Origin of the sequence: Campylobacter sp. JMF_15 NE4 (assembly GCF_027737645.1) — a bacterium.
Taxonomy (GTDB): Bacteria; Campylobacterota; Campylobacteria; order Campylobacterales; family Campylobacteraceae; genus Campylobacter_B.
On sequence record NZ_JAOVTY010000002.1, the window covers coordinates 79,120 to 99,297 of the forward strand.

Annotated in this window: 24 protein-coding genes; 5 read left to right on the forward strand and 19 right to left on the reverse strand. The window is 41.6% G+C overall.

Features of this window, described 5'->3' with window-relative positions; translation table 11 throughout:
- Window positions 1-30: 30 nt before the first annotated feature.
- Genes OFN98_RS04655 through lpxB form a run of 4 tightly spaced genes read right to left on the reverse strand, consistent with a single transcriptional unit; the run spans window position 31 to window position 3,413 of the window.
- Entirely contained in the window at window positions 31-747 is a 717-nt protein-coding gene (locus OFN98_RS04655) for a UDP-2,3-diacylglucosamine diphosphatase (RefSeq protein ID WP_270874229.1), read from the reverse strand.
- Between the two features lie 3 nt (window positions 748-750).
- Window positions 751-1,758 (reverse strand): N-acetyl-gamma-glutamyl-phosphate reductase, encoded by a 1,008-nt coding sequence (gene argC, locus OFN98_RS04660; protein ID WP_270874230.1) that lies wholly within the window; start codon window positions 1,756-1,758, stop codon window positions 751-753.
- A gap of 9 nt (window positions 1,759-1,767) precedes the next feature.
- Entirely contained in the window at window positions 1,768-2,250 is a 483-nt protein-coding gene (gene greA / locus OFN98_RS04665; RefSeq protein WP_270859711.1) for a transcription elongation factor GreA, read from the reverse strand.
- A 32-nt stretch (window positions 2,251-2,282) separates the two neighbouring features.
- Window positions 2,283-3,413: a lipid-A-disaccharide synthase gene (gene lpxB, locus OFN98_RS04670; RefSeq protein WP_270874231.1), complete on the reverse strand. Its 1,131-nt coding sequence runs from the start codon at window positions 3,411-3,413 to the stop codon at window positions 2,283-2,285.
- A gap of 84 nt (window positions 3,414-3,497) precedes the next feature.
- On the opposite strand from lpxB, the gene OFN98_RS04675 reads away from it, so the two are divergent.
- From OFN98_RS04675 to OFN98_RS04695, 5 genes are all read left to right on the forward strand, one after another.
- Entirely contained in the window at window positions 3,498-3,980 is a 483-nt protein-coding gene (locus OFN98_RS04675) for a hypothetical protein (RefSeq protein WP_270874232.1), read from the forward strand.
- Window positions 3,980-4,753, forward strand: coding sequence for a 5'/3'-nucleotidase SurE (gene surE, locus OFN98_RS04680; protein ID WP_270874233.1), 774 nt, complete (start codon window positions 3,980-3,982; stop codon window positions 4,751-4,753). The genes OFN98_RS04675 and surE overlap by 1 nt, the downstream gene beginning before the upstream one ends.
- Window positions 4,750-5,403, forward strand: a complete 654-nt coding sequence (locus tag OFN98_RS04685) for a tRNA threonylcarbamoyladenosine dehydratase (protein WP_270874475.1) — start codon at window positions 4,750-4,752, stop codon at window positions 5,401-5,403. Before surE ends, OFN98_RS04685 begins: the two co-directional genes overlap by 4 nt.
- Window positions 5,400-6,185 carry a DUF817 domain-containing protein gene (locus tag OFN98_RS04690; protein ID WP_270874234.1) on the forward strand — a complete coding sequence of 262 codons (786 nt, stop codon included), beginning with the start codon at window positions 5,400-5,402 and terminating at the stop codon, window positions 6,183-6,185. Before OFN98_RS04685 ends, OFN98_RS04690 begins: the two co-directional genes overlap by 4 nt.
- 284 nt (window positions 6,186-6,469) lie before the next feature.
- A complete protein-coding gene (locus OFN98_RS04695) occupies window positions 6,470-7,180 on the forward strand; it encodes a hypothetical protein (protein WP_270874235.1) in 711 nt (236 codons plus the stop codon).
- Between the two features lie 196 nt (window positions 7,181-7,376).
- Here OFN98_RS04695 and OFN98_RS04700 read toward each other — a convergent pair whose 3' ends face one another.
- The 15 genes from OFN98_RS04700 to atpA all read right to left on the reverse strand — a co-directional run bounded on the left by OFN98_RS04700 (window position 7,377) and on the right by atpA (window position 20,173).
- Window positions 7,377-8,222 carry a thiamine-phosphate kinase gene (locus OFN98_RS04700; RefSeq protein ID WP_270874236.1) on the reverse strand — a complete coding sequence of 282 codons (846 nt, stop codon included), beginning with the start codon at window positions 8,220-8,222 and terminating at the stop codon, window positions 7,377-7,379.
- Window positions 8,223-8,320: 98 nt separating this feature from the next.
- Window positions 8,321-9,070, reverse strand: a complete 750-nt coding sequence (locus OFN98_RS04705; protein ID WP_270874237.1) for an ATP-binding protein — start codon at window positions 9,068-9,070, stop codon at window positions 8,321-8,323.
- The gene (locus tag OFN98_RS04710) at window positions 9,067-9,750 is read right to left on the reverse strand and encodes a 5'-methylthioadenosine/adenosylhomocysteine nucleosidase (RefSeq protein ID WP_270874238.1); all 684 of its coding nucleotides are present in this window, start codon (window positions 9,748-9,750) and stop codon (window positions 9,067-9,069) included. The genes OFN98_RS04705 and OFN98_RS04710 overlap by 4 nt, the downstream gene beginning before the upstream one ends.
- On the reverse strand, window positions 9,747-10,676 hold the full coding sequence (gene fabD, locus OFN98_RS04715; RefSeq protein ID WP_270874239.1) for an ACP S-malonyltransferase: 930 nt from the start codon (window positions 10,674-10,676) through the stop codon (window positions 9,747-9,749). Before fabD ends, OFN98_RS04710 begins: the two co-directional genes overlap by 4 nt.
- A gap of 3 nt (window positions 10,677-10,679) precedes the next feature.
- Complete coding sequence (locus tag OFN98_RS04720) at window positions 10,680-11,312, reverse strand: FKBP-type peptidyl-prolyl cis-trans isomerase (protein ID WP_270858363.1); 633 nt, start codon at window positions 11,310-11,312, stop codon at window positions 10,680-10,682.
- A gap of 38 nt (window positions 11,313-11,350) precedes the next feature.
- Complete coding sequence (locus OFN98_RS04725; RefSeq protein WP_270858364.1) at window positions 11,351-12,181, reverse strand: hypothetical protein; 831 nt, start codon at window positions 12,179-12,181, stop codon at window positions 11,351-11,353.
- A gap of 1 nt (window position 12,182) precedes the next feature.
- Window positions 12,183-12,653, reverse strand: a complete 471-nt coding sequence (locus OFN98_RS04730; protein WP_270858365.1) for an OmpA family protein — start codon at window positions 12,651-12,653, stop codon at window positions 12,183-12,185.
- 51 nt (window positions 12,654-12,704) lie between these two features.
- Complete coding sequence (tolB, locus tag OFN98_RS04735; RefSeq protein ID WP_270862171.1) at window positions 12,705-13,952, reverse strand: Tol-Pal system protein TolB; 1,248 nt, start codon at window positions 13,950-13,952, stop codon at window positions 12,705-12,707.
- A gap of 53 nt (window positions 13,953-14,005) precedes the next feature.
- A complete protein-coding gene (locus OFN98_RS04740) occupies window positions 14,006-14,938 on the reverse strand; it encodes a TonB C-terminal domain-containing protein (RefSeq protein WP_270874240.1) in 933 nt (310 codons plus the stop codon).
- Window positions 14,931-15,329, reverse strand: a complete 399-nt coding sequence (locus tag OFN98_RS04745) for an ExbD/TolR family protein (protein WP_270858368.1) — start codon at window positions 15,327-15,329, stop codon at window positions 14,931-14,933. The genes OFN98_RS04740 and OFN98_RS04745 overlap by 8 nt, the downstream gene beginning before the upstream one ends.
- Before the next feature lie 6 nt (window positions 15,330-15,335).
- Window positions 15,336-15,902 (reverse strand): MotA/TolQ/ExbB proton channel family protein, encoded by a 567-nt coding sequence (locus OFN98_RS04750; RefSeq protein WP_270862173.1) that lies wholly within the window; start codon window positions 15,900-15,902, stop codon window positions 15,336-15,338.
- Between the two features lie 2 nt (window positions 15,903-15,904).
- Complete coding sequence (gene atpC / locus OFN98_RS04755; RefSeq protein WP_270858370.1) at window positions 15,905-16,309, reverse strand: ATP synthase F1 subunit epsilon; 405 nt, start codon at window positions 16,307-16,309, stop codon at window positions 15,905-15,907.
- A 9-nt stretch (window positions 16,310-16,318) separates the two neighbouring features.
- Entirely contained in the window at window positions 16,319-17,716 is a 1,398-nt protein-coding gene (gene atpD, locus OFN98_RS04760; protein ID WP_270858371.1) for a F0F1 ATP synthase subunit beta, read from the reverse strand.
- Between the two features lie 18 nt (window positions 17,717-17,734).
- The gene (gene atpG / locus OFN98_RS04765) at window positions 17,735-18,646 is read right to left on the reverse strand and encodes an ATP synthase F1 subunit gamma (protein ID WP_270858372.1); all 912 of its coding nucleotides are present in this window, start codon (window positions 18,644-18,646) and stop codon (window positions 17,735-17,737) included.
- Window positions 18,647-18,658: 12 nt separating this feature from the next.
- Window positions 18,659-20,173: a F0F1 ATP synthase subunit alpha gene (atpA, locus tag OFN98_RS04770; RefSeq protein WP_270858373.1), complete on the reverse strand. Its 1,515-nt coding sequence runs from the start codon at window positions 20,171-20,173 to the stop codon at window positions 18,659-18,661.
- Window positions 20,174-20,178 lie beyond the last annotated feature (5 nt).

A 20,178-nucleotide genomic window follows, 5' to 3' on the forward strand; every position in this document is an offset into this window, starting at 1 on the left:
TTTATAAAAAAAAGCAATTATATCTAAGTTTTAATTTAAGTTTTTTGAAAAGAGCTCAAAATTTTGGCTATTTTGCACCTCGTAAATTTTCTCACTCACGGCAAATGAGTTTAAATTTATATATTTTACGCCCTCAAATTCTAAAATTTCATCTTGGTGATAATGCCCCTCGATTACGATAGGCGCGGTGTAGTTGTGGATTTTTGGCTCGATATAGGATTTGAAACTCCCAGCCTTTTTATACAAAATTTTATTTTCTTGGCTTTTTAAAATCATTTTTGAAATTTTAAAATTTAGCGCGCAATCGATTTTATCCATAAATTTCAAAAACGCCCTATTTCGCAGTGATAAAAGCGCAAATTTTGTCAAAGCTGGCAAAAAAATGTCGCCGTGAGAGATTTGGATTTGCCTGCCTTTAAAGCTAAAATTTGCTGGCTGGGCGCAGTTTGCAAAGACCCTTGCGTGCGGGAAAATAGCCTCTAAATTAAAATCGTGATTTCCCTCGAAATAATAAATTTCACATTTTTGCGAAATTTCGTTGATTATGGCGATATATTCGGCGTAAAATTCGCGCACAAATGTCGTATTTGCGAGGAAATCAAACATATCGCCAAGCATGAAAATTTGCGGCGGCAGTGTTTTCGCGCCCCTTAAATTTCGCAAAAATTTCAGGAAATTTCGCTTGTTCGCGTTATCGTGCGCGTCGCTGATAAAAATAGCTCCGGGCTTTATTTGCAGATTTTCCACGATTTAAATGCTATTTCCTAGGCGTGGCAAACCCTCGCCCACATCGTAGCCAAACATCAAATTCGCATTTGCCACAGCCTGACTTGACGCGCCTTTTAGCAGGTTGTCGATTGCCGAGTTTATCCAAATTTTATCCCCCTGCGTTTTAACGAAAATATCGCAAAAATGCGTTCCTGCGACATTTTTCACAGACACTGGCTCACTACGCACACGCACGAAAGGCGAATTTGCATAAAATTCGCGCAAAATTTTCTCCGCGTCGATACTCTCTTTTAGCACGCCAAAGACGCTTGCAAGCATTCCGCGCGTAAATGGGGCTAAATTTGGCACAAAAGATACGCTAAATTCCGCGCCATTTATTAGGCTAAGTTGCTCCCAAATCTCGTCTGCGTGGCGGTGAGTGAGTGGTGAGTATGCGTTTATGTTTTCATTGACGCTCACGAAATGGCTAGTGGCTTTTAGCCCCTTGCCTGCGCCACTGACGCCACTTTTAGCGTCGATAAAAACGCCGATTTTACTATCCATGTATTTCACAAACGGCGCGGTGGCTAAAATAGAGCATGTCGGATAGCAGCCAGGATTTGCCACGAGCCTTGCAGAGGCGATTTTTTCGGCGTTTAGCTCAGCCAAACCATACACAGCGTGGGCTAAATTTAGCGGGTCTAAGTGTTTGGTGTAGTTTTTCTCGTAAAGTTCAAGCGATAGGCGATAATCCGCGCTTAAATCCACGACTTTGACGCTAGGAAATTTTAAAATTTCACTCGCAAACTCCATTGCCTTTTCGTGCGGAAGTGCCAAAAACACCACATCACAACTTTGCGCGGCAGTTTTTGGGTCGGCAACTTGCACCCTCATATCCAAAATCCCAGTAAGCTGCGGGAAAATCTCAGAAATTTCGCCCTCACTCGTAGCGGCAAGATACGAAATTTCAAAGCCTCTGTGAGCTAGTAAAATTTTAACTAGTTCAAGCCCAGTATATCCCCCTACACCGATAATTCCAGCTCTTTTCATAGTCTCGCCTTAAAATTTAATCGGTTTGTAGCTAACGCTGATAATCTCGACATCTCTGGTGCCACTTGGCAGGTTTAGCACCACTTCATCGCCCTCGGCCTTGCCCAAAAGCTGGCGCGCTAGCGGGGTGTTGATATTAAGCAGTCTTTTTGAAATATCAGCCTCCATAAGCCCCACGATGACATAGGTTTCCTCGATTTCGGTTTCCACATCCATGAAAGTCACGGTAGAGCCGAATTTGACCTTATCGTGCTCATAGCTTGCGGGATCAATTATGCGAGAGCGTGAGAGTATGTCGTTTAGCTCGGCAATGCGAGAGAGCAAAAACGCCTGTTCCTCGCGCGCCGCGTGATACTCGGCATTTTCCTTCAAATCGCCGTGATCTCGCGCGATATCAATTTGTTTGATGATGTGCGGGAGTTTGACATTTTGGAGCTCTTTAAGCTCGGCAGTGATTTTTTCGTATCCGTAAGAGGTCATGGGTTCTGTGATACTCATAGCAATCCTTTTTCAAATTTTTCTAATTATACTTTAAATTTCGCGTTTGTCGTTAAAATTCGCGCCACATTTTTCGCACTTGGCATAGCCAAATACTCTCTAAGCTCCACGCAAGCGCGCGCAAATCGCTCGTCATCGCGCAGGGCGTATGCGTCGTAGAGATTTGAGACACTTACTTCTTCTTGGATTAATTCTTTGTGAAGCTCGTCTTTTTCGCAAAAATCAAAGATTATGTTTGCAAGACCGACATGTTTTAGCTTCACAAACCTGCGCGCGATCGCGACATCTAGGGCTTTGGCTTTGTAGCAAAGCACAAAAGGTGTGCCAATAAGGGCAGCTTGCAGGGTCGCAGTCCCAGAGCAGATAAAGGCAAATTCGCTTTTTGCTAGGGTTTTTATAGCGTCTGTTTCTATGCTAAAACCGCGCGTATCGCCGTAAATTTGCTCCACCTTATCCGCCAAAAATGGTGGCACAACTAGGCTAAATTTTAAATTTGCATTTTCGCTTTTTAACTTTTTAGCTAACTCCCTATAAACTGGCATAAGCCGCGAAATCTCAGCCCTGCGAGAGCCCGGCATAAAAGTGATTAGGCCGTTTTTTTCATACGAGCTTTTGCGCTCTTTGATTTCATCTAAAAGTGGGTGTCCTACGAAGCAAAACCCACTTTTATCGCTTAAATTTGGCAAATTTTCAAAATTTAGATCCAAAATTTTAGAATAAAACTGCCTCTCAAACTGCCAAATTCCACACAAAAAATCGCAATTTTCTTGCAGAGCTTTGACTCTACCGCGCTTCCACGCCCAAATTTGGGGCAGGATATAATACACTATCCTCGCACTCGCGCCCGATTTTTTCAGAGCCTTTGCAAGGGGCAGGTTAAAGGCTGGACTATCGATTAATAGCACCACATCGCAGTTTTTTGCTAGCTCGCACATCTGCTTTAACGCCCTTTTTGCCTTGAAAATCAGCGGAATAATCTCCACAAATCCCATTGCCGAAAATTCGCTCGATTTATACAACGGCTCGCCGTGCGCGCTAAATTCCTCGCCAAAAATGCCATAAATTTTAGCGTTTTTATCGAGGGCTAAAATTTCACGCAAAACCTCGCTAAAATGCAGATTTGCAGACGGCTCCAAACACGAAATCAAATAATTCAAACTCTTACCTTTTTTAATTTTTGGCAATTATATCAAAATGTGCTAAAATTAAACATTTTTAAATTTTAATCACAAGGAAAAATTATGCAAAAATCCCTAATTTGCGCCATTTGCGCGCTGTTTGTGGCAGGGTGCGCTTCCACTCCAACCTACCAAAAAATGCAAATCGACGAACCAGATAGTGCCATAAAAGTGGCAAAGACAATGACCGCAAACAACGCCCCAGAGGGTATCGCAAGGCAAATCAGCGATAGTTTTCGCGCTCACCCTGGCGCGCAGGCTGATTTTAACGGCGCAAGGCTAGTCGATGTTACAAACGAGGGAGCAAGTGCTGTTTATCACTTCGAACTATCCTCAAAATGGGGCGAAATGAGCCCAAAAAATAAGGAAAATTATCTCAAATCCTTCCAAATCGTCCTAGCAAATCAAGCTTGCAACTCGCCTAGCAAGCGCATTTTGCTCCGACATGGCGTGAAATTTAGCCATAGATTTTTCTACGATGACCCAGCTTCGCCACTCTCATCTAGTGATGTCGATGAGAGCTTTTGCCTAAGCAAGGGGCTTTAATGCACGAAATTTTAATCACAAACGACGATGGCTTCGAAGCTAGGGGACTTTTAGAACTTGCGAGCGCACTAAGGGATATCGCACATATCACTATCGTAGCCCCAAGCTCGCAAAAGTCCGCCTGCTCGCACTCTCTCACGCTCACTCGACCGCTTCGCTTCATCGCAATCGGCGATGATTTTTACAAACTCGACGACGCTACGCCTAGCGATTGCGTGTATCTCGCACTCCAAGCCCTGTATTCGCGCAAACCTGATCTCGTGATTTCTGGCATAAATCACGGCGCAAATATAGCCGAGGATATCACATACTCAGGCACTTGCGGAGGGGCTATGGAAGGGGTTTTGCAAGGAATTCCATCTATCGCAATCAGCCAGTATTACAGCGCAGATTCGCTGGATAAATACGGATTTAGCCTAGCTTGCAAATTAGCGCGAAATTTGGTTAAAAAAATCTTTTCGCAAGGTTTTCCGCTTCCGCCAAAGCAGTTTTTAAATTTAAATATCCCAGCCGTGAGTGCGCCCCAGTTTTTGGGGCTAAAATGCGCAAGGCTTGGCGAGAAATTTTACGGACACGACGCCACGCTAAATCGCAATCCGCGCGGAGAGGAGTATTACTGGCTAGGAAATGCGGTTTTTGAGTTTGATAGCGAAAAAAACGCAGGCAGCGACATAGACCTTTTGATGAAGGGCTACGCTACGCTCTCGCCGGTGCAGTTAAATTTGACCGCAAATGAGCAATTAAAGGGGCTTGAAGAGTGGATTATGAAATAAATGACCGCTTCACCAGAGCGCGCTGGATTTTTGGCGAGAAATTTGAAATTTTGCAAAATGCGCGCGTGCTTGTGTGCGGGTGCGGTGGCGTAGGAGGCGCAGTTATCGAGGCGCTGTATCGCAGTGGCGTGGTAAATTTGAGCGTGATTGACTGCGATGAATTTGACATCACCAATCAAAATAGGCAGTTTGCAAGCGAAAATTTAGGGCAGAAAAAAGCAGAAGTTTTCGCGCGCAAATTTAAGGGCGTGCGCGCAATCTGTGCCAAAATAGATAGCGAATTTTTAGCTAGTTTTGACATAGGCGAATTTGACTTTATCATCGACGCAATCGACGATGTGGGCGCCAAAATCGCGCTTGCCACGCTTGCTCACGAAAAAAATGTGAGATTCATAAGCTCTCTTGGCGCCGCCAAACGCCTAGATCCCGCCAAAATCGAAATCGCCTCCGTGTGGAAAACCCACACCGACCCATTTGCGCGCAAATTTCGCTACGAACTCAAAAAAGCGGACTTTTCTGGCGATTTTCCTTGCGTTTTTAGCTCCGAGCTTCCGCGTTGCGAAAAGCTTGGCAGTTTTATGGGCGTAACGGCTAGTTTTGGGCTTTTTATCGCTAGCTATGTCGTGCGAAATCTAATAGGCGAAAAATGAAATTTTTCATCGCCGAATTTTGGGCTTTTGGGCTAAAACAAATCCGAGCCTGCATTTTTGCTGGCTCATTTTTTGTGCTACTTTTCGCCTCAAAACACCTAAATTTGGGCTTCATCGCGCGCTATGATTTTTTGCTAATTTCGGCTTTGATTTTGCAAATTTTGCTTGTGGCGTTTAAATTCGAAAGTCTTCGCGAGCTTTGCGCGATTTGCCTTTTTCACGCCATTGGGCTAGCCTTAGAGATTTTCAAAACCCACCCAGCTATCGGCTCGTGGAGCTACCCGGAGGCGGGAGTGTTTAAAATTTATGGCGTGCCACTTTATAGCGGATTTATGTATGCGGCGGTGGGAAGCTATATGATTCAGGCATGGCGAATTTTGCATTTACGGCTAGAAAACATGCCCCGCTCATACGCTAGTTTCGCCCTTTGCGCGCTAATTTATGCGAATTTTTTCACGCACCATTTCATAGGTTATGATTTTCGCTATGTCCTATTAATCGCTGTTTGCGCGCTGTATTTTCGCGCGAAAGTCTATTTTCGCCCGCGCCAAAAAGAGTATGAAATGCCGCTTTTGCTTGCGTTTTGCCTAATCGGATTTTTTATCTGGGTTGCCGAAAATATCGCTACATTTTTTGGCGCGTGGGTTTATCCAAACCAAGCTCAGACTTGGCATATTGTGAGCTTTGGCAAGATTTCTAGCTGGATTTTGCTTTGTATTATTAGCTTTATTATCGTGGCTGTTTTGAAACGAATTGAGAGTAAAATTTTGGATAAAAGCTAAATTTCGCTAGCGCAACTTTGAAATACTAAGCGCGAAATTTAAAATTTAAATTTCGGCTTTGATTTTGCAAATTTTGCTTGTGGCGTTTAAATTCGAAAGTCTTCGCGAGCTTTGCGCGATTTGAATTTGCAGTTAGGTGTCATTGCGAGAAATGCGAAGCATTTCGAAGCAATCCAGTGAATTGAAACAATGTTTGATTTTAAAAACAGCTTTCGCTGTTGCTGGATTGCCACGACGGCTTCGCCGTCTCGCAATGATAGGAAATTAAATATAAAGGATTGAATTTGGAAAATTTTGAAAACTGGAATAAAAATGTAAGAAATAAAAATTCAGATGAAAATTTAAACCAAAGAGATTACGACAAAGAGCCGATAATACTTACAAATTATAGCGCTATGAATTTATTATTTTATATCCTTGTAGCAATTATTATCCCAACTATTTTTATAAAAATTTTGTATAACTATGGAGCGATAAATTTAACTTATGGTAGCAGGTCGTATTTATTGTATAACCAAAATTCCACTTTTATTTTAAGTATTTTATTTTTAATTGTTATTGCCACTTATTCTTATTTTGCAAAAAAGGAAAGCGATATTATCATAAATAATTCATACATTACATATTTCGGAAATAATTTAAAGGGATTTGAAATTAAAAATATAAACAAAAATAGTTTCATAATGGAAAATCATAAAATTAAAATCAATCTTTTGTGTTTATTTTTTGTAATTTTGTCTTTAATTCCAAATTTTGATTATCAAGGAATTATCTTTGCTGTTTCATTTATTTTTGTTAGATTTTTTCCGATTTTTCTTTTCTCTTTTTGGCAAAATAAAGGTTTTTATAACCCTAGATTTTTATCTATCAAAACAAAATCGGGTGGTAAAACAATAATTCCTTTGGTTTCACAAAAAGACACAATAGAAGTAAGAGAATATTTTTTAAAAAAACTCAATATAGATATTAGCAATAAAATCAATTATTTTATGTAATCAAATTTTTTATAAGGAGTATTGCGGGGCAGCATCCTTGCCTACGACAAATCTAGCAAATTTTAGTATCGTAGGGTGGGTATCCTTGCTCACCATAAGGTTGTCAAAATTTTGCTAGACAAAATATCCACTCTATAACTAAAATTTCGGCGCAGTATTGCGAGGTTGCGACAGCGAAATTTTAAAATTTGCAAATTTACTCGCTAAAATGGTGCCTTGCGCCCTTAAATTCACAAGTATTGTCTAAATTTCGATCCTCTGCCCTGCCAATGACGCTAATTGGGGTTTTGGTTTTGGAGGCGATTTCGTAAATTTTGCTAAGAAATTTTGGCTCGAACGCGAATAAAATCTCATACTCTTCGCCCGAGTTTAGCACATATTCTTTGGGGCTAACAAGCCAGCTCATACCAACGCCACTCGCATGCAAAAGGCGCTCCAAATCCTGCCCAAGCCCGTCGCTGATATCCATAGACGCGCTTATGTATTTGGCGGCTTTGTAGAAAAATTTCGCCCTGAGTTCTGGGCGGAGCATGCGAGAATTTGGCGAAATTTCGCTTCTTTTGCCCCCTCCAAGCAAAATTTGCAAATCAATTCCCACATAGCCGAGCTTGCCCGTGTGCGCGATCAAATGCCCGCACTTCGCGCCATTTCTGAAAATCGGCTTTTTGCACTTGCCTATCATCGTGATACTAATGGAAATTTTATCGTCGCTAATCGTATCCCCGCCGATAATCTCAATGCCCCATTTCTGCGCGGTTTCGTTTAACCCAGCGCACAACTCGTCGATCTGGGCGGTGGTGATGTCCTTTGGTAGCGAAAGCCCGATTAGAGCATATTTTGGCTTAGCGTTTTTGGCGATCATGTCCGAGATATTTACCAGCATGGCTTTCGCGCCGATTTCGTGCATGCTAAGCCACTCGCGCCTGAAATGCACGCCCTCGACAAAAAGGTCCTTGCAATACGCCAAATCGCCCACGATAGCGCAATCATCGCCGTTTAGTTTGCTTTTGAATTTCGTGTAAATGTAGGCCTCTTTGTCCATTTGCTAACCTTTTTCGCGAGAATTAAATTTTGCTATTATATGAAATTTAGCTTAAATTTATAAGTTATCCTATCTGAAAAAATATTTTATACATTATCTTAAAATTTCGGTGTGAAAAATGTGTCGTCGTGGATGTTGTTAAACGCACTTTCTAAGCTGATAAAAAATTTCGGGTGAGCCTTTTCATACTTAGCTAAAAGCTCCTTGGTTTGGGCTCTGGCGATTGGTTCCTTGCCTCCGTATTGTTTGGCTGGGCAACTATCTTCTTCGTTCATCACTGGAAGCTCGTTTTGCACTGCGCACGCGCTTAGCTGGCGCTCTCTGGCTAGGATTAGTGGGCGGATTATCACTAGGCCGTTTTGGGCGGTGTATTTGGGAGCTAGGGTGCGAAGTGCGCCATTGTAGGTGAAATTCATAAAAAAACTCTCCGCAGCATCATCTAAATGGTGCGCTATGGCGATTTTGTTAAAGCCGTTTTCGAGTGCGTATGTGTAGAGATAGCCTCTGCGCATGCGCGAGCAAAAACTGCAAAATGTGGTGTTTGCGCGGATTTTTTCCTTGCCAAATTCGAAAATTTTGGTTTCAATGATACGATATGGGATTTCGTGCTTGTTAAAATGCGCTGAAATTTCGCCTAAATTCTCGCCTATGCCATAGCTTATCGTTACGGCCTCGAACTCCCATTTTAGCGGGCTTACACTTTGGAAATGCTTCAAAATGTGTGCCAAAGACATGCTGTCTTTGCCGCCACTAAGTCCGAGCAAAATTTTATCGCCCTCTTCGAACATTTTGTATTTTGCGTTGGTTTGACCAACCACGCGCAAAAGTTTTTTGGAGATATTTATCAAAGAAGTTCGACCATTTTTAGGGCTAAATTTGCGCTGATTTTTGCGCTTTTTACGACGAATTCGTCGAAATCAAACTCAGCTTTGTTTCCAGCCTCGTCGCTAATGGCTCTTAACACGCAAAAGCTCACACCTAGCGCATGGCAAACCTGCGCCACGCTAGCGCCCTCCATTTCGACCGCGCTCGCGTCGAATTCGGATTTAATCCAAGCTTTGCGCGCCTCGTCGCATACGAATTGATCACCACTTGCGATAATGCCTGATTTTAAATTTAGCCCCAATTCCCTTGCCGCGCGCTGTGCGATTTCGTTAAGGTTTGCGTCAGTATCCACAAAAATCGGGCTTCCTGGCACAAATCCGTGCGGATGACCAAAGGCTGTAATATCCAAATCATGCTGGACTAGGCGGGTAGCGTATAAAATTTCGCCAATTTTCAAACCCTCTTTAAGCGCGCCTGCAACGCCCGTGAAAATAAGCTTCCCCGCGCCGAATTTTTCTATCATCAGCGTGGCAGTAAGGGTAGAATTTACCTTGCCAATTTTTGAGTAAGCGATGATAAGCTCGTGCGCGCCGAATTTCGCAAGGTAGAATTCGTTGTTTGCATAATCAATCTTTTTGGCGTCTAAATTCGCCAAAAGTGGCTCTATTTCCTCTGGCATTGCGCCTAAAATTGCGATTTTCAAGCGTTTTCCTTTGCGAATTTTACAAATTCTTTTAGTGAGCTTAAATTTGAAATGCTAAAAGTCGGTTTGTCGGTGATTTTTTTGTTTATCCCTTTTAGCACGCTTGCGCCAAATTCGACGAAGCAATCCACGCTATTTTCGTAGTTTTTCACGCTGTGTTTGTATAGCACTGGGCTGATTAGTTGCGCTTTTAAAAGCCCTAGGGCTTCACTTTTTGTGCTGTAAATTTTAGCCGTTGCATTGGCTACGACTGGGGCGAAACTCTCATTTAGCGCAGGCTCTAAATGGCTCACAAGCTCGTCGCTTGCGCTTTGAAGCATTGGGCAGTGGCTAGCTACGCTCATATTAAGCAACATTGCGCGCTTTGCGCCAGCTTCTTTAAATTTGGCTTCCAAACTCGCCAAATCATCGCGGTTGCCAGCCACGACGATTTGTCCGTCGCAGTTGAAATTCGCGGCCCAAACCTGCTTGCCCTGCGCCCTAGCCTCATCGCAAATAGCGCAAACTACCTCGTCGCTAAGGGCCAAAACCACCATCATACCGGCATTTTTGCCCTCGCAAGCATTTTGCATTAATTTCCCGCGGATATTTACAAGCCTTAAAATTTCCTTTGCCTCAATCGCGCCAGCAGTGCCAAGTGCGCTAAACTCGCCAAGCGAGTGTCCTAGCAAAAACTCAGGGGAAATTTTAATCTGCTCATTTAGCGCCAAAACACACATCATCGAATTTAGCGCAATCGCAGGTTGAGTAAATTCAGAAATATCAAGCTTGTCATTTGCCTCAAAAAGCAAATTTGCAAAATCGATTTTAGTATGCGCGCTAGCAGTGTCCAAAAGCTCTTTTGCACTGGCAAAATTTTCGTAAATTTCTCTGCCCATACCCACGCTTTGTGAGCCTTGACCCGGGAAAATAAATGCGTATTTCATATCTTAGTCCTCGTGGTGATGACCGTGTCCGCCGCAACACTCATGATCGCCATGGTGGTGGTGTCCATGCCCGCCACAACACTCGTGATCTCCGTGGTGGTGGTGTCCGTGTCCGCCGCAGCACTCGTGGTCTTCGCCATGATGATGTCCGTGTCCGCCACAACCGCAAGTATGCTCGCCCTCTGGCACGCCTGTCATTAGCTCGTCTTCGCTCGGCTCACGATTTTCGACGACTTTGACATTAAATTCTAACTCTTTGCCCGCAAATGGGTGGTTAAAGTCGATTGTAACATCCTCTTCGCCGATTGCTTTGACGATTACGCGGGTTGTCGCGCCGTCTTCTGCCTGACCGAAAAGCTCCATGCCTACGACCAAATCAATACCTGCAAATTCCTCTTTTGGCAAAATTTGAATAGCGTTTTCGTTGTATTCGCCAACGCCGTCACTTGGTGAAATTCTAACGATTTTGCTCTCGCCCTCGCCTAGGCTTAGAACTTCATCTTCTAGTTTTTGGATAATTTGCTCTTTGCCAGTGATGAAGGCAATCGGATTTGCGTTGAAATTTGACTCTAAAATTTCGCCTGAATTTGCGTCTTTTAGCTCATAATACATTTTTATAACTCTGTTTTGCGCCATAAAATTCTCCTTAAATTAAAATTTATCAAATTTTGATTTTAGCGTGTTGGTGCAGCTTTGGCCTCTTTTGAATCAGGGTAAGATGATTTTAGAGCGTTGTAAAATTTCGTTCCGCTTGCGCTATCCCCGATTTTATCGAAGCTAATTGCCGTGTGATATAAAAGTCTTGGCGTGTAGTCTTGTTTTTGATTGTGCGAAATGCTCTTTTTGTAGTAATTAATCGCGTCCCCGTAAGAGCCCGAAAAATACGCCACTTCGCCTAACATATAATTTGATCTTGCTGGTTGATAATTTTTGCTAGCAAGGTAAGCGTAGCGCTCTTTGGCGCCTGCATAGTCTTTTTTCTTAAATAATTCCTCTGCCTCTTTTGCGATTGAAGCATTGTCTTTGGCGCTAAAATTTGATTTATTTGTAGTAGTTGCACTAGCGCCCTTGGCACTTTGAGCGCCAGTATTTTTGCTTATTTCAGCGTTTTTTTTTACGCTTGAATTTCCAAGCTTTGCATTAATTTCAGAAATTTGAGATTTTAGCCATGCGATATCTTTTTTCATCTGATCTAGCTCGCTACTGCCGTTACTGCGACCAGTCGTGCGAATTTCCAAATCAGCCACTCTGCTTTCTAAATTTGAAACTTTTTCATTAGCTCCTTCTACGACAGTGCGCAAACCCTCCATGTTTTCATTAACACTATTTAGGTTGTTTTGCATATCATTTACTTTTTTACGATTGTCGCGTAGGAATTGCTCGTTTTCTGTCAGACCATAAGAGCTATCTGAACCGATATTGCCAGCATCAAATGCCGAAACTTCTGCATGTAAAAAAGCTGTAACGCCAAGAAGCGCCACAGCTAAATTTGATTTGAAACTCAAATTAGAAACCTACTTTGAATTCGTCGCGTCTGTTTTGAGCGTCGCACTCTTTTGTGCCATTTTTGCATACTGTGTTGCTCTCGCCGTAGCTAACAACTGATAGTCTGTCGCCATTTACGCCTTGTGCAACCAATGCATCTTTTGCAGCTTTTGCTCTTTTTAGACCAAGAGCGTAGTTGTATTCATCTGTGCCCCACTCATCGCAGTTACCTTCAACTTTAACAGTTAAAGCCTCTGCGCCAGCTTGGTTGAATAAAGCTGCGTTGTTGTTGATTGTACCTTGTTGATCAGCGCGGATATTAAATCTATCGAAATCAAAATATACATTGCCAACTTCGCTTTGAATTTGAGCAGCTAATGCAGCCAATCTGTCAGCATCGCTTAAATTTGAATCTACCTCTGGATTCTTTTTAGAACAACCGCTCAAAAGTAGAGCAGCAACTGCAACTGAAGTTAAAACTAAATGTTTCATACTTATCCTTTCAAAAAAAATTACAAGATTATAGCATAAAAATATTTAAAATTACCAATCAACCGATTGAATTTGACCGATTTTTAATGGAAATTGAAAACTTTTATTCTCATTTACACGGATAATTCCTACTGAACTTCCACCGCCTGCTTGTTTGATATACATAACACTGCCACCGTCGCTAGAAAATCTAGGGAACATATTTTTGCCACCAGATGTTAGCTGGCGAATCATATCTGTTTGAGTTGAGATCATATAGATATTAAAGCTACCAGATCCGTCGCGACTAGAATAGACTATGTAATTTCCATTTGTGCTAATTGAGTTGTTATTTTTGCCGTGATATACCATTTGTGTTACATTTCCGCCATTTATGCTAGTGGCAAAAATATTTGGATACCCAAGTCTATCGCTTACGAAAGCCACCCTAGAATCGCCGTCGATGAAATTTCCATTTACATCAATTCCAGGATAATCTGTAATCTGTCTAGCTGAACCTGAGCCTATATCGTATAGATAAATATCTGGTTGGTCTTTTGGTGCGTTTGTGATTAGAAGTTTGCGACCATCAGAGCTTACATCGCCTACGATTGTCATACCTTTACCTGTGAAAATTTTACTTTTTGAGCCGTTTGAAAGGTTGTATTTATAAATCGCAGGGGTATTTTGATTCACATAGTAAGTATAATAAAACTCATTTTGTGCTGCGCTTGCCCATTTAGGGAAGATGTTTAATCCGCCACGCAAAACTACCTTTTGGTATGTCAGCGTATAATCAGCCACCATAATCTCACTCTCTTTTGTCGAAGTATATCGAGAGAGCAAAATCATCTCTTTCATCCAATCCACATCAGAATATCCTAGCTCTTTTACGATTTCAGAAACTGCCATGTGAGCCAAAAATGGGTATTTCTCGGCGTTTGAGAGAGAAAAACTTTTCTCATACATTACTCTGCCAGTCCCAGCTTCGATGACTTTGGCCTTTAAATTCATAGGCGATGTTTTGTCGCTAACTGCGTATCTTACGATAAGCGCAGCCCCTAGCTCGCCCAAATTTGAATTAGCGTCCCCGTTATAATCGCTCACCAAATACTCGTCGCTAACATCGAAAGTAGCGCCAACCTTTAAATCCCCTACCATGAGTTTAAAAAATTTGTTGTTAAACTCAGCGTTTGAAAGATTTGATGCATTTTGAACGACAATTCTTGGCAGGCTTACGCCCTCGTTTGTAATCGTAGTCGTCGCATCTGCCGCAAAAACAGCCATACAAAATGCAAAAATCAACATTAAATTTTTCATTATCTCTCCTTGCAAAATTTTAAAAAAATGCAATTGTAGTAAAAATTTGTAAATTAAAATTTATTTCTAACTACATCGTTTAAATTTATCTCATAAATAAAAGGCTTTCCGTCAGGCGATTTTGGGAAATTTTGCATTTCCAAATTTCCTAGGAAATCTCTTAGTTTTTGGTTAAATTCGGTATTTGCTCCAAGTCTTTTGATCTGATAATCGCTAATCCTGCCGTCCCCGCCAAAGGTTACAACGACGGTAGAATCGTCATTGACGGTGGTTGCGTATTTGCTCCAAAGGCGTTGGAGGATTTTGTTTATCTTGCCACGGTATGCGTCGTATTCGCCGGTAAGTTGAGTTTTACCAGTTACAACATTTGATTTTACCAGTGCATTGCGAGAAGTCGCCTGTTTTTTTGCCTTTGTTTGAGTTTGTTTGTCTGATTTTTTGCTACTTTGCACAGCGTCGTTTTTAGAAACACTCTCGCTTAGCTTTTTGTTATCTTTCGTAGTATCAGAAAACAGATCGTTCAAATTTGGCTCAGGCTCTTTTTTAGCCTCCTCTTTTGGCTTTGGCTCTTCTGGCTTTTTCTCTGGGATTGGCTCGGGTTCTGGCTCTGGTTTTGGCTCTTCTTTTTTTACTTCCTCTTTTGCCGGCTCTGGTTTTGACGCAGGTGGTGGAGGTGGGGTAGTAACCTCAGTCGTAGTTTTTAGAGTTTCTTCTTCGACTGGCTTTTCTTCTTGCTCGTGTTGGTCGCCCTCTTTGTCCTCTTCGGCGATATTTGGGGCTGTTGGTATCGGCGAATCGTCAAAATCTATTGGGATTGCGATATCCATAATCGCGCCTAAATCATCGGTGTATTTTTTCGCTTTGTTTTTGTATTCTGAAATTTGATAAAGAAAAATAGCAAGCAAGCTAAAATACAGAGCCAAAGCGATTAGAAATGATCTAAAATTATCATATCTAACCCCGGTGAAATTTGAATATCTAGCCATTTGTTTGAAGCACAACCTTATTAAAACCAGCTTGTTTTAGCGTCTTTAAAACAAACATTACATTATCATAAATGATTTTTTTATCGGCTTGGATATAAACTGGCTTATCCACAGCGTATTTGCCACTGCTTTTAATGAGTTGCAAATTATCCGGAAATTCAGCCAAACTCATAGTGCTAGTGTCGATATAAATTTTACTATCTGCATCCACGCGCACGAGCATAAATTCGGCTGTATTTTGCGATGAAGCCGATTTCGAACCGCTTGGAAGCTCGATTCTCTCATCATAAATAATCGCGGTTTGCGCCACCATTAAAATGGCAAGCAACACAAGCATAATATCGACAAGCGGAGTTATATTTAATTCGGGATTTTCATCGAAATTATACATACAACTCTACTTTGCGCCTGCTTTATGAAGCAAGATATCAGATGTGCGGTTTATAATGCTTGTAACCTCATAAGCTTTACGCTTAATAAGTAAAGCAAAAGTATATGCAGGAATAGCGACGAAAATTCCACAACCTGTCGCAACCAAAGCCTCGCTAATAGCTGGTGCGATAGTATCTATTCCTGAATTTCCGCCCCCTAGCTTTGAAAAGGTATCCAAAATACTAACAACCGTTCCAAAAAGCCCTATAAAAGGCGATGTCGAAGCGATGATGGAAAGCCAAGTTAGCCCACTAGTAGCGTCGCGCTCAGCCTTGCTTTTATAGACATTTAGGGCCTCTTTGGTCGTTCGCTCGGGAGTAATTTTTTGAAAAATCGATCCAGAAAGTGCAATCTTGCCACCCATTAAAAGCGATTCTAGCGCCTTTGTTTCTTTGACTTGCCATGCACTAAGCCCTGCGTAGCGCGAAATTAAAATGGTAAATGTAACTATAAAATATATCGAAAGCCAAGAAAGCACAAATATCGTAATAAATGTGCTTCTTGTAAAATAACTTAAAATAAGATCCAACATACTTATTTTTGCCTTGCAAATTCATCAACTCTGGCCATGATAGCAGAGGTAGCCATAGTATCTGTGCTGATAGAATTTAGCAATTCTTTGGCTTTTTGCAACGATTTTGCGACAGCATTTTCGCTATCACCGCCTATCGCCACAGCCTGAGTTGCCAAAATAGTGGTTTTTTCCTCATCGACTTTTAAAAATCCACCATTTACTATGACTAATTGCTTTTTACCCTCTTTATCTACAATCTCAACGATACCACCCTCGTTGCCGTTTTTCAGACCAGTCAGCAAGGTAGAGTGTCCAGGCAAAACGCCAAGTTCGCCAGTTTGACCTGGAAGTTGGACAGACGCAACTTCGCCAGAGAATACCAAACCCTCTGGCGTAACGATTTCTAATAGTAAAAATTTATTCATAGCAGATTCCTATGCCTTCATTTTTTCGGCTTTTGCCACTACCTCGTCAATATTTCCTACCATATAGAAAGCATTTTCAGGTAAATCATCATATTTACCCTCTAAAATTCCCTTAAATCCAGCGATAGTCTCTTCAAGGCTGATATATTTACCAGGGCTTCCTGTGAAAACTTCGGCGACAAAGAAAGGTTGTGAAAGATAACGCTCGACCTTTCTAGCTCTATCAACCACAAGTTTATCCTCTTCGCTAAGCTCGTCCATACCTAAAATCGCGATAATATCTTGCAAATCTTTGTATTTTTGAAGCACAGCTTGAACGCCACGAGCTACTTTATAATGCTCTTCACCGATGATTTGAGGATCAAGCATTCTTGAAGTTGAATCAAGTGGATCAACCGCAGGATAAATTCCTTTTTCTGCAATCGCTCTGTTTAGAACGGTTGTAGCATCAAGGTGAGCAAAAACCGTTGCAGGAGCAGGGTCTGTTAAGTCATCAGCCGGAACATAAACAGCTTGAACTGATGTAATTGAGCCTTTTTTAGTCGATGTAATACGCTCTTGAAGTTTTCCCATTTCGCTAGCCAAAGTCGGTTGGTAACCAACGGCACTTGGAATTCGTCCTAGAAGCGCTGACATTTCTGAACCTGATTGAGAAAATCTAAAAATGTTATCGATAAACATCAAAACATCTAATCCTAGCTCATCACGGAAATACTCAGCCATTGTAAGACCAGTCAAAGCGATACGGTTTCTTGCTCCTGGTGGTTCGTTCATTTGACCATAGGTTAAGGCAACTTTATCCAAAACGCCCGATTCCTTCATTTCGTTATAAAGGTCATTTCCCTCTCTTGTTCGCTCGCCAACACCCGCAAATACAGAGTAACCGCTGTGTTTGAAAGCAACATTGTGGATTAGTTCCATAATAATAACGGTTTTACCAACACCGGCACCGCCAAATAGACCAACTTTTCCACCTTTTGCATAAGGGGCTAGCAAATCTACGACTTTGATACCGGTTTCGAAAATTTCGCTTTTTGTGCTTTGATTTTCAAAGCTTGGCGGATCTCTGTGGATTGACCAGCGAGTTTCGAAATTTTCCTCTTCACCCTCATCAATCAAATCGCCTGTAACATTAAAAATTCTACCCAAAACTTTTTCGCCAACTGGAACGCTAATAGGCGCACCAAGCGCCACGGCCTCCAAACCACGGCGCAAACCATCACTCATATCCATAGCGATTGTTCTTACGCGGTTATCACCTAAGTGAGCTGCAACTTCTAAAATTAATCTTTTTGATTCGCCTTCGACATCGTATTTGACTTCGATAGCTTCGTTAATTTTAGGTAAGTAGTCATTGAAATCGACATCAACGACAGGACCCATTACCTGAGAAATTATTCCCTTCATTAATTCTCCTTTCATTTATTATTTCATTGATTCTACGCCACTGATAATCTCTATCAGCTCAGTAGTAATAGAACTTTGTCTAGCTTTATTATATGCCAAATTTAGCTGAGCGACACGCTCTTTTGCGTTGTTTGTCGCGTTTTCCATAGCATTCATTCTAGAACAATGTTCTGCTGCAAGTGAATCTATCAGAGCATAATACATACTATAACTCAAATAGCTTTGCACCAAATTCATCATCAAAATTTCTTCATCTTCTGGATACTGAACTTCTACTTCCATTACAGAACCAGTTTTAAAAGCACTCTCATCTATCTCTGGCTGTCCGATAGGCACGAGGGTAGAAACTCTCATTTCTTGCGAAATCATATTCAAATATCCATTGTGGATAAGAACGATTTTATCAGTTTTGCCCTCTCTAAAATCAGCAACCGCAGCATTTACGATATCATTAGCCTTCTCAGGATTTGGCGATGAGCTCACGCCAACATATCTTTCTAAAAGCTCGACACCTTGGAAGTTAAAATACTCGATACCTTTTTTACCCACAGCTCTTAGGCGAACTTTTACATTTTTCGCTTTATACTCTTCGATTAGGGCTTTTACTTGTTTAATGGTATTGATATTAAAACCACCACAAAGTCCCTTATCTGCTGTGATAAAAAGCAAATCAACAACTTTGACTTCTCTGCTTGTGTTAAAAATTTTTAGCTTATCATCATCACCTACGCTAGCGGCTACATAGTCTTTGATTCGTGCTGAAATTTCGCCAAGAACATCGTTAATCTTCACGGCATAAGCACGAGAGCGCATAGCAGCTTCTTTGGTATTTTTAAGCTTTACATTAGAAACAAGCTTCATAGCTTTTGTTGTTTTTTCTGTATTTTTTACGCTTTTTATCTTTAACTTAATATCTTTTAAATTTGCCATTTTTTAGCCTTATTATGCCGAAAATGTCGCTTTAAAGTCATTTAATGCTTTTGCCAAATTCTCTTCTAAATCTTTTTCCAAAGTCTTTTTGGTTCTGATTTGCTCGAAAATTTCAGGGTATTTAGCCTCGATAAATGGATAAAGCTCGGCTTCAAATTTGCCGATTGCGCTTGGTGCGACATCGTCTAAATATCCCTTGCTACCTGCAAAAATAATGACGATTTGATTTTCAACTGGAAGCGGGCTGTAAGGTGGTTGTTTTAGGATTTCAACCATTCTTTGACCGCGGTCTAGTTGTTTTCTACTGCTTTCGTCCAAATCGCTTGCAAATTGTGCAAACGCTTGAAGTTCACGGTATTGAGCAAGGTCTAGGCGAAGTGTGCCTGAAACTTTTTTAATCGCTTTGATTTGTGCTGAACCACCAACGCGGCTAACTGAGAGACCAACATTGATCGCAGGGCGGATACCTGAGTTAAATAGACCAGATTCAAGGAAAATTTGTCCGTCAGTAATCGAAATAACATTTGTAGGGATATATGCTGAAACATCGCCTGCTTGTGTTTCGATAATAGGAAGCGCTGTTAAGCTACCAGCACCTAGCGCATCACTTAGCTTACTAGCCCTTTCAAGTAAGCGAGAGTGTAGATAGAAAACATCGCCCGGATAAGCCTCGCGACCTGGTGGTCTTCTTAAAATCAATGACATTTCGCGGTAAGCAACAGCGTGTTTGCTTAAATCATCATAAATAATCAAAGCATGGCGTGAGTTATCTCTGAAATACTCGCCCATTGTGCAGCCTGAATATGGGGCTAGGTATTGAAGCGCAGCGGCCTCGCTAGCACCAGCTGAAACTACGATAGTATATTCCATAGCGCCGTATTCTTCTAGTTTTTTAACGACTTGCGCTACGGTTGATTGTTTTTGACCGATAGCGACATAGATACAAACGACATCTTGACCTTTTTGGTTGATGATAGTATCCACCGCAACGGTTGTTTTACCTGTTTGTCTATCGCCGATGATTAGCTCTCTTTGACCTCTACCGATTGGAACAAGGGCGTCGATCGCTTTAAGACCTGTTTGAAGTGGCTCATGAACTGATTTTCTAGCCATAATGCCTTTTGCTTTTTCTTCAACGAATCTTGTTGTATTTGTATCGATTGGGCCTTTGCCGTCAATCGGCTCGCCAAGGGCATTTACAACGCGTCCGATTAGCGCGTCGCCTACTGGAACACGCAAAAGTTTGCCAAGTCTTTTTGCGCTACTTCCTTCATTGATACCGCTTGTATCGCCCAAAATAACGACACCGACACTGCTTTCTTCCAAATTCAGCGCAATACCGCGAGAGCCGTTTTCAAACTCAACCATTTCATTAGCCATAACATTTTTTAGGCCATAAACATTAGCAACGCCATCCGCGACAGATACGACTTTACCTGTCTCTTCGACATCAACGCTAAGATCAAAGCTTTCAATTCGCTCTTTAATTATGCTACTAATTTCGTCTGCTTTAATTTTCGCACCCACACTTT